The 14,494-nt window shown below is 72.5% G+C and carries 15 protein-coding genes; 5 read left to right on the top strand and 10 right to left on the bottom strand.

All coding sequences use genetic code 11. From position 1 onward, the window contains the following. Positions 1-90: 90 nt before the first annotated feature. Complete coding sequence (locus IO24_RS0114910; protein ID WP_031135884.1) at positions 91-783, bottom strand: copper homeostasis protein CutC; 693 nt, start codon at positions 781-783, stop codon at positions 91-93. Between the two features lie 137 nt (positions 784-920). Next, on the bottom strand, positions 921-1,601 hold the full coding sequence (locus IO24_RS0114905) for a maleylpyruvate isomerase family mycothiol-dependent enzyme (RefSeq protein ID WP_031135882.1): 681 nt from the start codon (positions 1,599-1,601) through the stop codon (positions 921-923). Between the two features lie 47 nt (positions 1,602-1,648). Here IO24_RS0114905 and IO24_RS0114900 point away from each other — a divergent pair, with 47 nt between their 5' ends. Together IO24_RS0114900 and IO24_RS0114895 are read left to right on the top strand one after the other, a co-directional pair. Further along, a complete protein-coding gene (locus IO24_RS0114900; protein WP_031135880.1) occupies positions 1,649-2,311 on the top strand; it encodes an HD domain-containing protein in 663 nt (220 codons plus the stop codon). A 34-nt stretch (positions 2,312-2,345) separates the two neighbouring features. Next, positions 2,346-3,401 carry a GNAT family N-acetyltransferase gene (locus IO24_RS0114895; protein WP_031135878.1) on the top strand — a complete coding sequence of 352 codons (1,056 nt, stop codon included), beginning with the start codon at positions 2,346-2,348 and terminating at the stop codon, positions 3,399-3,401. On the opposite strand, the gene IO24_RS0114890 is transcribed toward IO24_RS0114895, so the two are convergent. Beyond that, the gene (locus IO24_RS0114890; RefSeq protein WP_031135875.1) at positions 3,371-3,658 is read right to left on the bottom strand and encodes a DUF4031 domain-containing protein; all 288 of its coding nucleotides are present in this window, start codon (positions 3,656-3,658) and stop codon (positions 3,371-3,373) included. The genes IO24_RS0114895 and IO24_RS0114890 overlap by 31 nt on opposite strands. A gap of 7 nt (positions 3,659-3,665) precedes the next feature. Continuing rightward, positions 3,666-4,046, bottom strand: a complete 381-nt coding sequence (locus IO24_RS0114885; RefSeq protein ID WP_031135874.1) for a hypothetical protein — start codon at positions 4,044-4,046, stop codon at positions 3,666-3,668. 55 nt (positions 4,047-4,101) lie between these two features. Between IO24_RS0114885 and IO24_RS0114880 the strand changes: the two genes are divergently transcribed. Beyond that, entirely contained in the window at positions 4,102-5,037 is a 936-nt protein-coding gene (locus IO24_RS0114880) for a MurR/RpiR family transcriptional regulator (RefSeq protein ID WP_031135873.1), read from the top strand. Positions 5,038-5,083: 46 nt separating this feature from the next. After that, positions 5,084-6,016, top strand: coding sequence for an N-acetylmuramic acid 6-phosphate etherase (murQ, locus tag IO24_RS0114875; protein WP_031135871.1), 933 nt, complete (start codon positions 5,084-5,086; stop codon positions 6,014-6,016). A gap of 1 nt (position 6,017) precedes the next feature. Here the strand turns inward: murQ and IO24_RS0114870 are convergent, their stop codons facing one another. From IO24_RS0114870 to IO24_RS42970, 3 genes are all read right to left on the bottom strand, one after another. Beyond that, a complete protein-coding gene (locus IO24_RS0114870) occupies positions 6,018-6,662 on the bottom strand; it encodes a hypothetical protein (RefSeq protein WP_031135869.1) in 645 nt (214 codons plus the stop codon). Between the two features lie 72 nt (positions 6,663-6,734). Continuing rightward, positions 6,735-8,774 (bottom strand): membrane protein, encoded by a 2,040-nt coding sequence (locus IO24_RS0114865; RefSeq protein WP_045296175.1) that lies wholly within the window; start codon positions 8,772-8,774, stop codon positions 6,735-6,737. A 135-nt stretch (positions 8,775-8,909) separates the two neighbouring features. Next, positions 8,910-9,059, bottom strand: a complete 150-nt coding sequence (locus tag IO24_RS42970; protein ID WP_167551611.1) for a hypothetical protein — start codon at positions 9,057-9,059, stop codon at positions 8,910-8,912. A gap of 137 nt (positions 9,060-9,196) precedes the next feature. Between IO24_RS42970 and IO24_RS0114855 the strand changes: the two genes are divergently transcribed. Next, positions 9,197-9,766 carry a hypothetical protein gene (locus IO24_RS0114855; protein ID WP_031135865.1) on the top strand — a complete coding sequence of 190 codons (570 nt, stop codon included), beginning with the start codon at positions 9,197-9,199 and terminating at the stop codon, positions 9,764-9,766. 10 nt (positions 9,767-9,776) lie between these two features. On the opposite strand, the gene IO24_RS0114850 is transcribed toward IO24_RS0114855, so the two are convergent. The 3 genes from IO24_RS0114850 to groL form a co-directional block, all read right to left on the bottom strand. Continuing rightward, the gene (locus IO24_RS0114850) at positions 9,777-11,333 is read right to left on the bottom strand and encodes a carboxylesterase/lipase family protein (protein WP_031135863.1); all 1,557 of its coding nucleotides are present in this window, start codon (positions 11,331-11,333) and stop codon (positions 9,777-9,779) included. Between the two features lie 89 nt (positions 11,334-11,422). Then, positions 11,423-12,550, bottom strand: a complete 1,128-nt coding sequence (locus tag IO24_RS0114845) for an NADH:flavin oxidoreductase (protein WP_031135861.1) — start codon at positions 12,548-12,550, stop codon at positions 11,423-11,425. A 196-nt stretch (positions 12,551-12,746) separates the two neighbouring features. Continuing rightward, entirely contained in the window at positions 12,747-14,369 is a 1,623-nt protein-coding gene (groL, locus tag IO24_RS0114840) for a chaperonin GroEL (protein ID WP_031135859.1), read from the bottom strand. Positions 14,370-14,494 lie beyond the last annotated feature (125 nt).

Here is a 14,494-nt window from a genome sequence, read left to right as displayed (position 1 = left end):
TGCCGCTGGGGGCGGCACGCATGCCCGCAGCGGCATCCCGCTCCGCCGGGTTGCGGACCCACCCGGCCCCAGCCCCACGCCGAGCACCCCTCAGAACCCGTCCACCGCAGCCCGCCACTCCGCGACAGCCTCGGCAGACACCGGCTCGTCCCACCCCCGCGGCCGAGCCGCCCCACCGATGTGAAACCCGCCGACCCCGGCCTCCAACAGCACCGGCACATGATCGAGCCGCAGCCCACCCCCGACCAGCAGCCTCTGCTCATACCCCGGCTCCCCCGCCCGCCCCGCCTCCGCGAGCAGCACGGGCAACCCGTCATCGACCCCGTCCGCCGACCCGGCCGTCAGGTACGTGTCCAGCCCGGGCATCCCGTCCAACTGCTTGCGCAGGGCGTCCCGGTCCGCGGCCCGGTCGATCGCGCGATGGAACGTCCAGGGGCAACCGTCCAGCACCCCCACGACCCGTTCCACAGCCGCCAGATCGACCACACCGCCCGCCTCGAGGAACCCCAGCACGAACTCCTCGGCCCCGGCCTCCCGCAGCTCGCCCGCCATCCCCACCAGCCGGTCCACGTCCCCGGCCGCAAAGCCCCCGGCCGGCCGCAGCATCACCCGCAGCGGGATGTCGACCGCCCGGCGGATCCCGGCAACGGTGGCGGCCGACGGAGTGAGCCCGTCGGCCGCCATGTCGGTGACCAGCTCGAGGCGGTCCGCGCCTCCCGCCTGGGCGGCGACCGCGTCCTCGACGCCGAGCGCGATCACCTCCAGGACTGCACGCTTGCTCATGGGGCCCCTTCGTCGGCGTGGCGTCGGCGTTCGGACGCCTGGCGGGTGCGACAGGTCTAGTCCAATCAAGACTACGCTGCCCACTCCCGCCGGATCCCAAGCCCCCGGCCCCCGAGCCCGTGCCCCGGAACCACGCCTCAGCCGAAGATGTTCAGCTCCTTCGCCTCCACCCCGGCCAGCTCGAACGCCGGCACCCCGTCCAGCGGCCGCCCCGTGTACAGCCGTACGAGCGTCGGCCCGTCCCCGATGAAACGGCCCGGGGGCCGCTCCCCGCCGCTCTCCCCCAGCCGCAGCGGCTCGTCCAGGTCGTCGAGGTCGGCGTGCAGCGGTACGTGCCCCCGCTCGCGGGTGATCCTGGCGAGCAGCGCGAGCGCGTCCGGCAGCCCGGCCCCGCCGTACGCCCCGGGCTCCCCGAAGGTCTCGCGGACGTCCCCGGCGTGCACCCACTCCCCCAGGGCGAGAATGTCCAGCTTCCCGCCGGCCCCGGCGATCACGGGCCCGGCCGCGCCCATGCCCCGCTCCAGCTCGTCGACGACCTGCGCGTCGGTCCAGCCGGCCCGCTCCGCGATGTCCCGGTCGTTGGACTCGGGCGAGAACACGCCCTTCTCGAACCTGCCCTCCGCCACCCGTGTCAGCGCGGCCGAGCAGTGCGCGAGCACGTCCCGCACCGTCCAGCCCGGACACGCGGCGACGGGCCGCGCGAAGTCCTCCCCGGCCCGGCCCCGCAGCAGCGGGATCAGCGCGTCACGCTCGATCGTCAGCAGCCGCCCGGGCTGCTCGGGGTCCCGTACGTCATGCACATCAGCAGGAGTCGTCATGCCCACCACGCTAGATCCCACAAGGCTCTCAGCGGGAGAATGCCCCCATGGCCGATCTCGACTCCCTGCGCACCCGCTTCGCCCGCACCCTGGAAGCGGCCCGGGGCCCGGCCGGCGGCCCCGACCCCGCGCCGTACGCAGGCAACCTGCTCAGCCGCTGGCAGGAGCCCCAGCGCCGTTACCACACGGTCGAGCACCTCACGGCGGTCCTCGACCGCGTCGACGAACTGGAGCGGTACGCGCACGACCCGGACGTGGTCCGGCTGGCCGCGTGGTTCCACGACGCGGTCTACCTGCCCGACCGCTCCGAGAACGAGGAGCGCTCGGCGCGCCTCGCCGAGCGGGCCCTCGCCGAAGCCGGCGTTCCCGAGGCGAAGACCGCCGAAGCGGCCCGCCTGGTCCGCCTCACCGTCACCCACGACCCCGCCGACGACGACCCCGACGGCCAGGTCCTGTGCGACGCCGACCTCGCGATCCTCGCCTCGTCCCCGTCGGCGTACGCCGCGTACACGACGGCCGTCCGCGAGGAGTACCACTTCGTCCCGAACGACGCCTTCCGCGAGGGGCGCACCGCGATCCTGCGCCAACTCCTGGACCTGCCGAGGTTGTTCAGGACGCCGTACGCGGCGGCGAAGTGGGAGGCGACGGCCCGCCACAACCTGACCGCCGAGCTGGAAATGCTGTCGCTCCCGTCCCACGACGCCTCGTAGCCTGCCCACCATGGGGACAACGGGAGCGGAACAGGTGGAGCAGGCCGTCGCCGAGTGCGTGGAGCTGCTGAGGGCGGTCGCCGACCGGGACTGGGAAGGGGTACGGGCCGGGCGGCTGGAGTGGGACTGCCGCAGGACGGCGGTGCACATCGCCGAGGATCTCATCGCGTACGCGGGGCAGCTGGCGGGGCGGGAGCAGGACGGGTACACACCGTTCGAGCTCTCGCTGGAGGAGGGGACCGACAATGCGGGTGCGGTGCGGGTGATCGGCGCGACGGGCGCCCTGCTGGCCGCCGCCCTCCGCACCACCCCGCGTGAGGTACGGGCCTTCCATCCGTACCCGTTCCGCAGCGCGAACCGTGAGGGGTTCGCCGCGATGGGCGTGGCCGAGGTGCTGCTGCACACGCACGACATGGCCGAGGGGCTGGGCCTGCCGTACGAACCGGCGCCGGAGCTGTGCGACTTCGTGCTCACCCGGATCTTCCCGCACGTCCAGCCGGGCCCCACCCCGTGGCCGACCCTGCTGTGGGCCACCGGCCGCGCCGAACCGGCCGGCCGCGCCCAGGTGACCGGGTGGCGCTGGAACAACAACCTGGTGATCGGGACCGAGCGGCTCACCCTGGAGGGCGTCACGCCGGCGGCGGCCACCGATCTGTCCACGGTCGGCGACGGCGGCTTCGAGTGGATCGAGGGCGGCCCGATGGAGGGCACCCGGGTCGGCGCCGGACTGGTGTACAAGCAGTACGAGGACGGGGTCCACCGGCCGGAATGGGGCATGTACGTGCTGGTCGGGCGTGCGGACGGCCGGGCGCTCGGCGCCATGGGCTTCCACAGCGTCCCGGACGAGGCGGGGCGGGTCGAGATCGGCTACGACCTGGTCGAGGGCGCCCGCGGGCACGGCTATGCCACCGAGGCGCTGCGCGCGCTGTCGTCCTGGGCACTGGGCCGGGACGAGGTGCGGACCGTGGTCGCGAACGTCGAGCGGGACAACGCGCCCTCGCGGAACGTGCTCGTGCGGGCCGGGTTCACCCAGGTCGCCGAGGACCCCGAGCACCTGACCTACGAGCTGCGCGAATCCCGCGAGGAATAGCGCCCTTTGGGCCGCCGCAGCCCCGCCCCGTGCAGCAGCCGCACCACCTCGCGGCTGCTGACCTCCACGGCCCCGGCGGCCACCACGTCGGCGTACCGCTGGTCGGGGATGTCGTAGTGGTCGCGCTCGAAGGCCCGGCGGGGGACGCCGAGGCGGGCTGCGAAGGCGTGCAGCTCGTCGTAGGAGACGTCGCTGACGAGGTGGGACCACAGGCGGCCGTGGCCGGGCCAGGTCGGCGGGTCGATGTAGATCGTCACGCGGGCCTCACGAGGACGCCCCGCCGATGGCCTCGCTCAGCGATCCCACCGCGGCGACCTTCACACCCGCCTCGGTGCACACCCAGTGCGGGTCGGGCCCCAACTCCGGTTCGACGTCGAGGGCGTGCGGCTCGCCGGTGCCGCACACCGGGCACAGCGGCCAGCGGCCGTACCGCTCCAGCAGGGAGTCCTGTACGTCCTGCGCGACCAGACCGGCCACGTACCGCGCGCCTTCGGGCCACTGCTCGACCCACCATCGCCGCTGCGTGACGGAGTCCTCGACCAGGGACACGACGTCCGCCTCGGCGACGCGTCCCGCGACGAGGTCGGCCAGCACAAGGGCGCGCGCGGCGTGCAGCGCCTGCTCCAGGGGGCTGATGGGATCCATGCACCCATTGTGCGCACTCTTGACCCCGGCGCCGCGCCGAAAATATCTTTCAATCGTGACCCGAGACGTGAAGGAAATTTTCGCCGGCGAACGCGGCGGGCCCTCGGGGGCGGGCGGCACCCCACCCGCCCCGGCCGCCCTGGCGGCCAAGGTCCGCACGCTGGGCCCGTCGATGACGCGTTCCATGCAGCGCGTCGCCGAGGCCGTCGCGGGCGACCCGGCCGGCTGCGCGGCCCTCACGGTCACCGGCCTCGCCGAACTCACCGGCACCAGCGAGGCGACCGTCGTACGCACCGCCCGCCTGCTGGGCTATCCGGGCTACCGGGACCTGCGCCTGGCCCTCGCCGGCCTGGCCGCGCACCAGCAGTCGGGCCGCGCCCCGGCCATCACGACGGACATCGCGGTGGACGACCCGATCGCCGACGTGGTCGCCAAGCTCGCCTACGACGAGCAGCAGACCCTCGCCGACACCGCCGCCGGACTCGACACCGTCCAACTGGGCGCGGCCGTCACCGCGCTGACCACGGCCCGCCGCACCGATGTGTACGGCGTGGGGGCGTCCGGCCTGGTCGCCCAGGACCTCACGCAGAAGCTGCTGCGCATAGGGCTGATAGCGCACGCCCACAGCGACCCGCACCTCGCCGTCACCAACGCCGTGCAACTGCGCGCGGGCGATGTCGCGGTCGCCGTCACCCACTCCGGGTCGACGGGGGACGTCATCGAGCCGCTGCGGGTCGCCTTCGAGCGCGGGGCGACGACGGTGGCGATCACCGGCCGCCCGAACGGCCCGGTCACGCAGTACGCCGACCACGTCCTCACCACGTCCACCGCACGCGAGAGCGAGCTGCGTCCGGCGGCGATGTCGTCCCGGACCGGTCAGCTGCTCGTGGTGGACTGCCTGTTCGTGGGGGTGGCGCAGCGGACGTACGAGAAGGCGGCGCCGGCGCTGTCGGCTTCGTACGAGGCGCTGGCCCACCGGCACCGTTCCTGAGGCAGCCGCCCCGCCCAGCACCGGAAAGACACGGAAAGAGCCGTCCATGACCTCCACCTCCCGCCCCCGGGACCTCAGGACCGAGTTGGAGTCCCTGACCACCGAGGCCTTCCGGCCGGAACTCGCGGACATCGACCGGCTGCCCACCCTCGACATCGCCCGGCTGATGAACGGCGAGGACGCCACCGTGGCCGGGGCGGTCGCGGCCCGGCTCCCGCAGATCGCCGCCGCGATCGACGCCGTCGCGGAGCGGATGGCCCGGGGCGGCCGCCTGGTGTACGCGGGCGCGGGCACGGCGGGCCGGCTGGGCATCCTGGACGCCTCCGAGTGCCCGCCCACCTTCAACACCGACCCCGCCCGGGTCGTCGGCCTGATCGCGGGCGGCCGGGACGCCGTGATCACCTCCGTGGAGGGCGCCGAGGACTCCCGGGAACTGGCCCGGGCGGACCTGGAGTCCCTCGCCCTCACCCCCGACGACACGGTGGTCGGCATCTCCGCCTCCGGCCGCACCCCGTACGCCATCGGCGCGGTCGAACACGCCCGCGCCCGCCGCTCCCTCACCATCGGGCTCGCCTGCAACCCCGGCAGCCCGCTGGCGGCCGCCGCCGACCACGGCGTCGAGATCGTCGTGGGCCCCGAACTGCTCACCGGCTCCACCCGCCTGAAGGCCGGCACGGCGCAGAAGCTCGTCCTCAACATGCTCTCGACGATCACGATGATCCGGCTGGGCAAGACCTACGGGAACCTGATGGTCGACGTCCGCGCGTCGAACGACAAGCTCCGCGCCCGCTCCCACCGCATCGTCGCCCTCGCCACCGGCGCCCCCGACGAGGACATCGAACGGGCCCTGACCGCCACCGACGGCGAGGTGAAGCACGCGATCCTCACCATCCTGGCCGACGTCGACGGCCCGACGGCGGCGCGCCTGCTGGAGGAGGCCCACGGGCACCTGCGGGCGGCCCTGGCGGCGGCCGGCTGACTTACCGGTCCCTGCGGCGCTGACCACCGTAGAAGGTGCCGGCGGCGACGAGGACCGTCAGTCCGGCGGTGACCGCGAGGGTGATCTCCGTGGTGTTCCGCTGGTCGGGGCCATCGGGCAGCCGGGGTTCGAGCAGCCCGAGCGGGTCCTTCCGGATCTCGACGCGGTCGCCGGGCTCGGCCTGCCCGAAGCAGTTCTCCCGCTGGGACACCTCGTACGTCCTGCGGTCCCCGCCGAGCTCCCGGACCGAGCAGAACATGTCCGGCCCGCGCCGCTGGTCCCGGTCGGCCACCTGGGTCACCACGGCGTCGACGGGCTCTCCGACGGTCCTCATGTACCCGTCGTACACGGCGGGCCCGGCGAACAGCATCAGCGCGAAGCCGCCGAAGGAGACGAGTGTCGCCGCCCCGGCCCGGTGCCAGGAACCCCCGATGACCCACGCGGCAACCGCGATCACCGCCAGGACGACGACCACCCCGAGCCCGGTCATCCACTGCCCGATCGCGGAACCGAGCAGCAGCAGGGCGGGCACCAGCACGGCCCACAGCACCGAACCGACCGCCTTGCGCCCGCCGGACAGGCCCGGCCGCGAGCTCCCCGTCCCACCCGTGCCGTCGGCCGCCACGACCGTCCCGGACGCGCCCATGTCCCGCGTTCCCCCTGCCAGTCGCCCGTTCGAGTGCGCCCGCCACGATATACAACGGGCGGCGTCCCCCGGTCAGCCGGTGAGCTGGACGACCACCTCCTGCCCGTCCGCGTGCCGCTCCTCCTGTTCGGCCGCGGCCTTGCCGGCCAGGACGTTGACCGCCGCGTTGAACCGCTCCATCGAGGTGGGGCGGTCCGGGCCCAGGACGTACTCCTTCAGAATCCGGCGCTCGGGCGCCATCGGGTCGTGCCCCGGCACGCGCACCGAGTCGAGGATCTCCGGCAGCCGGGTGCAGTCCCGGTCGAGGAGGTAGGCACCCCCGGCCGTCGTGTAGGCGGCCCGGAAGGCCTCGTCGGTCAGGCCGTTCGCGTTGGTCAGGACGTAGGGCTTGAGGCTCGCCACGAAGTCCGCGACCACCGACGAGACATCGCTGACGAGGATGTCGGCCTGGTCGAAACACTCGTACAGCGTGGGCAGTTGCTTGAGGATCACCTGATGCCGGACCGGCCCCCGGCTCTCGTGGAAGAGCCGGTGCCACTCGGCACGCAGCTCGTGCCACTCGGCCTCCCCGTCCAGGCCGGTGACCCGCGCCTCGCGCGTCTGCTGGGCGTCGTCACCGGCGAGCCGCCCGGACAGCTCGCCGAGCCGCGCCTGGATCTCCGCGAGCCGCGGCCCGGCGGCGGCCGTCATGGTCTCGGCCGCCTGGCCCGCCCGGGTGTCCCGTCGCTCGTTGTCGGCGTGCAGCAGTTCCCGGATCGCCCGGTCCGCCTCGGCCGCCGCACGGGAGCGCTTGCCGGTGAGGGGATGCGGTTTGTAGAGGACCCGCACGTTCTCCGCGAGCAGCTTCTCGACCAGCGGCACGCCCATCGGGATCAGGGACGTGTGGCAGTCGTCGTCGCTCCAGCCCTCCCACGTCGGCGCGTACAGCACGGTCGGCAGCGGCCCCGGCACATGGTCGGCGTGCAGCCTGATCGACGACAGCTGCGGGCGGCCCACCTCGACGATCGCCGAGTCGCTGATGGCGTGCCGCACCCGCTGGTAGCGGTCGCGTCCGGCCCGCCCGGCCACCCAGATCTCGTCGTACACCTTGCTCACCCGGTTGCTGCTGGCGAGCTTGTCGCTGTCGCCGTGCCCGATGAAGACGTGCTTGGCCTCGGCGACGCGCAGCATGTGCACGTTCTTGCCCGCGTTGCCCGGGTAGAGGACGACCCGCAGCTCGGGCAGCTCCAGCTGCGCCACGTCGTCGGCCTTCGGCACGCACACGACGGGGATCGACGTACGGCCGAGGTAACGGAACGAGGCCCGCTCCCGCAGGATGATCAACGGCCGCCGGTCGAGCCGCTCCAGCGTCTCGATCCACATGTTGACCTGGTACATGAAGTCCCGGGACACGGCCGCGAAACTGAAGTACAGCGCCACCTCCGGCCGGTACCCGGCCAGTTGCCGGTTGAGCTCGGCGATCACCTCGTCGCCCGACGGCATCCGGCGGGCCCGGCGCAACTGCCCGAGCAGCGCCACCACGGCCGCGACGGCGAGCCCTGCGGTGAGGGCGAAGCCGATGCCCGCGGGCTGCCACGCCCCGGCCGCGAGCGCGGCGAGCAGCCCCGCGTGCGCGGGCACGTCGAGATGCAGCAGCTTGCGCAGGAAGCGCCGGTAGAGGAGAGCGGGGGGCGACTGCGGGATGCCCGCCCCGCTCATGTCGAGGTTGCGCACCACGACCGGCAGCGTGCGGCGCCGCCGGATGGCGTGATGCACCGCCGTGTACAGGATCACCAGGCTGATATGGGCGCTGAACACGGCCAGCGCGGCCACCAGCACCGCGCCCGGCGCGTCCATCCGGTCGGCCAGCGCGAGCAGCATCACCGTCCGCACGGCGAACCGCATCGTCCGGGTCAGCTGCAACGCGGCCAGCCGCCGCACGAAGGCGGGAGCACGCGTGTGCAGCACCTCGTCCACGACGTACGTCACGGCCGAGGCGACCACGAAACCCCACAGCGACGGGAGCAGCGCGAAGACGGGCAATGCGGCGAAACCGGCGGCGAACAGGAGAACAAGCAGAAGGTCGGTCTTCCCGCGCACACGCAGGACACCGCACAACCAACGGAACGTCATGAAGAGGCTTTCTCTGGGAAAGGACGTGTCTTCCGGGCTGGCGTGCGGTGGGGCGAACGCCGGTGTGTACGCGCGATACGCCTGTTCGACGGCAGTCGTGGACGAATGGTTGTACACCCGTCGGCCACCAATACGTCACCGTGACTTCGGCTCCCGGTCGACCTGCCGCACGCGAGCCCGCAGCGTCTCCCGAACGGGCAACGAGCCCAGGGCGTCGGCAAGTTGCTCGGACACCCGTACGTCGCACCGCCCCAGATCGACCAGCGCGAACGGCTCGTCACTCACGCCGGTCACCGGTTCCGCGCCCCGCGACGGCAGCGTGCCGTGCCATGGCGCGGGATCACGACCGGGAGAAGGCACGCACATGACCGCTCTGCCCCTCGAGGACTCGGGCGACCACGCCGACCGAGGACAATGGACCCATGAACCACGCCCAGCTCACCGCCCTAGGCCGTGCCCTCCGTCTCCTCGGTGAGCACGGGGAAGCCCTCACCTCCGACACCCCGGACGCCAAGCTGCACGAGGTCAAGGCCGACCTGAAGCGCGCGGTGGACCTGCTGGAGGAGAGCGTCTCGAACGCCGCGCCCAGCACGCGCTGCCCCGAGCATCCGAACGGCCCGGTCGACGAGGCCGCCCCCGACCTGTGCCTGCTGTGCGAGACCCGGCGCAGGGCGGCCCGCCGCAACGAGTTCAACGGGCCCGCGCCGCAGCAGCCACAGACCGACCCCGTGCAGTCCCGCTACGGCGTACGCGGTGACCGCCCCCAGCCCCAGCAGCGCTGGCTGGCGGAGCTGTGGAACGGCCAGGCCTGGCAGCTGTGCGGTACCCCGCGCCGGGACCGCCGCGAGGCCGAGCTGTTCATCGCCGCCCAGCGCCGCGCGCCCCGGGCCGCCATGGCGTACCGGCTGGTGCACGAGTTCACCGACTACGAGGTGCTGCGGGTGTGGGGGACGCCGGTGAAGGTGGACATCGAGCCCATGGGCAACCTGTAGCAGATCGAGCTCACAGCAGCGGCAGGGGCAGGAACGCGTGCCCCTCCCACAGCCGCCGCGACCGCTCCTCCGGGTACGCCGTGACCACCGGCTGCGCGTCCAGCACCTGCACCAGCCGCTCCGCGTCGTCGTACGCGGGCCAGCCCGGGTCACCCGACCGCGCGAAGGACGTCCAGGACGCGCGGAAGCGGGACGACAGCGAGAGCGCCTCGGCGGACGGCTCCGCGCCCGCGAACAGCAGAGCGCCCAGGTCGGCCCCGTACGTGCCGAACAGCAGCGGGATGTCCAGGCCGTGGCAGGCGCCGAGCGCGCCGCCGAGGCCCGGGGCCGGCCAGGTCAGTTCGTAGACGTGCGCGCTGCCGCCGCCCGCGCGGTGGGCCTGGGCGAGGTGCAGGGAGGGCATGCTGAACAGCCAGTCCGTCTGGACGCGTTCGTAGAGCTCGCCCGGGGAGGCATCGGGGAAGGCGGCGCGGTACGCCTCCTCACCGGAGGCGCCGGGGGCGAACAGGCGCAGGGCCGATGCCGCCCGCTCCTGCGTGATCTGGCCCAGCCGGCCCGCCATGGCGATGAACAGGCGGTACTCGTCGCGGTTGTGGCCGACGAGGAGGTCGATGTCCCGAGCCGATCCGGCCGCCAGCGCCTGCCACGGGCTCGTCGGCAGGACCTCCCCGTCGACGACCGGGGAGAAGGGCGTGACCGTGGGCGCCGCCTGGCCCCAGCGGTCGACGCGCTGGAGCATCTTGGCGCTCAGCGTCTCCCCCGCCGACGTCAGCCGGCGCGGATCGACCGTCGAGAGGTCGGCTACCGTGGGGCGCAGGCCCACCTCGGCGGCGAGGGCGGTACCGATGTCACGGGCCAGCGCGTCGGAGAAGAACGTCCCCGGCACGCTCTGGGCGATCGCCCGCCGGAACAGTCCGGCCGCGCGCTCCATGGTGAGCAGCGAGGCGATCGAGCCCGCGCCCGCGGACTCCCCGAAGACCGTGACCTGCCCGGGGTCGCCGCCGAAGGATTCGATGTTGTCCCGCACCCACTCCAGCGCGGCCACCTGGTCGAGCAGTCCGCGGTTGGCGGGCGCGCCCTCGATGAACGCGAAACCCTCCATGCCCAGGCGGTAGTTGAAGGACACGACCACCACGTCGCCGTCGGCGGCGATGCGCCGGGCGTCGTAGCCGGGGCTGCCGGAGTGGCCGAGCTTGTAGGCGCCGCCGTAGATCCACACCATCACCGGGCGCCGGGCGGCCGGGTCGGTCTCGGGGGTCCAGACGTTGACCGTGAGCCACTCGTCGCCCTCGGGCACGTCGAGCAGGCCCGGGCCGCCCAGGTTGCCGACGTCCTGCGGGGGCGGCGGGCCGAAGGTGTACGCGTCCCGTATGCCGTCCCAAGGGCGGGCGGGGCGGGGCGCCATGAAGCGCGCCTCGCCCACCGGGGGTGCGGCGAACGGGACACCGCGGAAGACCGCGAGCCCCTCCTCCCTTCGGCCCCGGACCGCACCGGCGGTCGTGCGGACCACCGGTGCGGGCGGCTCGGAAGGGCCGCCCGCCGACGGGCGGGACTCGGTCGTCGTCATCTGGATCTCCTCACCGAATGCGAGTGAACAGGCGCTCGGCCAGTGTCCTTGACTGACGCAAGCAGATCCAGAGCCTCAGGGGACGACGGTCAGTGGAGCGTCTTCAGCGACGCGGGGTTGTACGGCGCCAGGTCATCGAAGTGGCCGTCGAGCACCTTGCGGGCCCAGTCGGGGTCCTGGAGCAGGGCGCGGCCGACGGCGACCATCTCGAACTCGTCGCGCTCGAAGCGGTCGAGGAGGTTGTCGAGGTCGCCGACCTCGGCACCGTGGCCCTGGAAGGACTTGAGGAAGTCGCCTCCGTTCAGGCCGACCGAGCCGACGGTGATGGCGGGCTTGCCGGTGAGCTTCTTGGTCCAGCCGGCCAGGTTGAGGTCGGAGTCGTCGAACTCGGGGACCCAGTAGCGGCGGGTGGAGGCGTGGAAGGCGTCGACGCCGGCGGCGGCCAGCGGGGTCAGGATGGCCTCCAGCTCCTCCGGAGTCTCGGCGAGGCGGGCGTCGTAGGCCTCCTGCTTCCACTGGGAGTAGCGGAAGATGACGGGGAAGTCGGCGGAGACGCTCTCGCGGACGGCCGCGACGATCTCCTCCGAGAGCTTGGCGCGGGCGACCCGGTCGCCGCCGTAGGCGTCGGTGCGGCGGTTGGTGCCCTCCCAGAGGAACTGGTCGAGCAGGTAGCCGTGGGCGCCGTGCAGTTCGACACCGTCGAAGCCGATGCGCTCGGCGGCGGCCGCGGCCTCGGCGAACGCGCCGATGACGGCGTCGATGTCGGCCTGGGTCATGGCCTTGCCGGTGGGCTCCGTCGCGCCGATGCGCAGACCGGAGGGGCCGACGGCCGGGGCGTCGGCTACGGGCGGCTCGCCCTGGTTGCGGACCATGCCGATGTGCCACAGCTGCGGCACGATCGTGCCGCCCGCGGCGTGCACCGCCTCGGCGACCTTCGCCCAGCCCTCGAGCTGCTCCTCGCCGTGGAAGCGCGGCACGCGGTCGCTCTGCCCGGCCGAGTCGTGGCCGACGTAGGTGCCCTCGGTGACGATCAGGCCGACTCCGGCGGCGGCGCGGCGCGCATAGTACGAGACGACGTCCTCGCCGGGCACACCGCCCGGGGAGAACATGCGGGTCATCGGCGCCATCGCGATCCGGTTCGGAACGGTCAGGCCGCCCAGCGTTACGGGCCGGGACAGGATTTCGGCGGCGCGGGAAGCGGAGGCGGCGACAGTCACGTGGGGGCTCACTTTCGGATACCGGAAGGTATGTGCATACGCATAGGACATAACCTTCAACCATCCGGTCCCGTCCGGGCCATCCCACCCCCGCTGTGATCCCGGACACGCACCCCGGACACGCCCGAGGGCGGTACCTCCTGCCGGAACAGGAGGTACCGCCCTCGGTAAGGACGTTGATCAACCCTCAGGTCGATCAGAAGTCCATGTCACCGCCCGGCATGCCGCCACCGGCAGGCGCGGCGGACTTCTCCGGCTTGTCGGCGATGACGGCCTCGGTGGTGAGGAACAGCGCGGCGATGGAGGCGGCGTTCTGCAGCGCGGAACGGGTCACCTTCGCCGGGTCGATGATGCCCTCGGCGATCATGTCGACGTACTCACCGGTCGCGGCGTTCAGGCCGTGGCCGACGGGCAGGTTGCGCACCTTCTCGACGATGACGCCGCCCTCGAGACCACCGTTGACGGCGATCTGCTTCAGCGGGGCCTCCAGCGCGAGCTTCACGGCGTTGGCGCCGGTCGCCTCGTCACCCTCGAGGTCCAGCTTCTCGAAGACCGTGGAGGCCTGGAGCAGGGCCACGCCACCACCGGCGACGATGCCCTCCTCGACGGCCGCCTTGGCGTTGCGCACGGCGTCCTCGATGCGGTGCTTGCGCTCCTTGAGCTCCACCTCGGTGGCGGCACCGGCCTTGATGACCGCGACACCGCCGGCGAGCTTCGCCAGGCGCTCCTGGAGCTTCTCGCGGTCGTAGTCCGAGTCGCTGTTCTCGATCTCGGCGCGGATCTGGTTGACCCGGCCCTGGACCTGGTCGGCGGAGCCGGCACCGTCGACGATGGTGGTCTCGTCCTTGGTGATGACGACCTTGCGGGCCTTGCCCAGGAGGTCGATCGTGGCGTTCTCCAGCTTGAGGCCGACCTCCTCGGAGATCACCTCGCCGCCGGTGAGGATGCCGATGTCCTGCAGCATCGCCTTGCGGCGGTCGCCGAAGCCCGGGGCCTTGACGGCGACGGACTTGAAGGTGCCGCGGATCTTGTTGACGACCAGGGTCGACAGGGCCTCGCCCTCGACGTCCTCGGCGATGATCAGCAGCGGCTTGCCCGACTGCATGACCTTCTCCAGGAGCGGGAGCAGGTCCTTGACGTTGGAGATCTTGGAGTTCGCGATCAGGATGTACGGGTCGTCGAGGACGGCCTCCATACGCTCCATGTCGGTGGCGAAGTACGCCGAGATGTAGCCCTTGTCGAAGCGCATACCCTCGGTGAGCTCAAGCTCCAGACCGAAGGTCTGGGACTCCTCGACGGTGATGACGCCTTCCTTGCCGACCTTGTCCATGGCCTCGGCGATGAGCTCGCCGATCTGGGTGTCGGCGGCGGAGATGGAGGCCGTGGAGGCGATCTGCTCCTTGGTCTCGACGTCCTTCGCCTGCTCCAGCAGGGCGGCGGAGACGGCCTCGACGGCACGCTCGATACCGCGCTTGAGGGCCATCGGGTTGGCGCCGGCGGCTACGTTGCGCAGGCCCTCCTTGACCAGGGCCTGGGCGAGAACGGTCGCGGTGGTCGTACCGTCACCGGCGACGTCGTCCGTCTTCTTGGCGACTTCCTTGACCAGCTCGGCGCCGATCTTCTCGTACGGGTCCTCGAGCTCGATCTCCTTGGCGATGGAGACACCATCGTTGGTGATCGTGGGCGCGCCCCACTTCTTCTCGAGGACGACGTTGCGGCCCTTGGGGCCGAGCGTCACCTTGACGGCGTCCGCGAGCTGGTTCATGCCGCGCTCGAGGCCGCGCCGCGCCTCCTCGTCGAACGCGATGATCTTGGCCATGTGAAGTGGTCCCTCCAGGACTGGGGGTGATTACTTCGGACCGCGCCCGCGCCCGCGACGGACGGCTCGCTTGCCTCGTGGTTCCTTCCCACCAGGCCTGCGGGCCTCACCGACCCGGTCCTTAC

The organism is Streptomyces flavovariabilis (assembly GCF_000725785.1).
Lineage (GTDB): Bacteria > Actinomycetota > Actinomycetes > Streptomycetales > Streptomycetaceae > Streptomyces > Streptomyces hawaiiensis.
Note: the sequence above shows the minus strand (reverse complement) of the source record. Positions and strands in the feature narration are given on the sequence as shown.

Excerpts from the sequence above, each read along its gene's own strand:
- IO24_RS0114900 (WP_031135880.1), top strand. The coding sequence starts at position 1,649 with ATGGCCGATCTCGACTCCCTGCGCACCCGCTTCGCCCGCACCCTGGAA.
- groL (WP_031135859.1), bottom strand. The coding sequence starts at position 14,369 with ATGGCCAAGATCATCGCGTTCGACGAGGAGGCGCGGCGCGGCCTCGAG.
- IO24_RS0114910 (WP_031135884.1), bottom strand. The coding sequence starts at position 783 with ATGAGCAAGCGTGCAGTCCTGGAGGTGATCGCGCTCGGCGTCGAGGAC.
- IO24_RS0114865 (WP_045296175.1), bottom strand. The coding sequence starts at position 8,774 with ATGACGTTCCGTTGGTTGTGCGGTGTCCTGCGTGTGCGCGGGAAGACC.
- IO24_RS0114850 (WP_031135863.1), bottom strand. The coding sequence starts at position 11,333 with ATGACGACGACCGAGTCCCGCCCGTCGGCGGGCGGCCCTTCCGAGCCG.
- IO24_RS0114905 (WP_031135882.1), bottom strand. The coding sequence starts at position 1,601 with ATGACGACTCCTGCTGATGTGCATGACGTACGGGACCCCGAGCAGCCC.
- IO24_RS0114870 (WP_031135869.1), bottom strand. The coding sequence starts at position 6,662 with ATGGGCGCGTCCGGGACGGTCGTGGCGGCCGACGGCACGGGTGGGACG.
- IO24_RS0114855 (WP_031135865.1), top strand. The coding sequence starts at position 9,197 with ATGAACCACGCCCAGCTCACCGCCCTAGGCCGTGCCCTCCGTCTCCTC.
- IO24_RS0114885 (WP_031135874.1), bottom strand. The coding sequence starts at position 4,046 with ATGGATCCCATCAGCCCCCTGGAGCAGGCGCTGCACGCCGCGCGCGCC.
- murQ (WP_031135871.1), top strand. The coding sequence starts at position 5,084 with ATGACCTCCACCTCCCGCCCCCGGGACCTCAGGACCGAGTTGGAGTCC.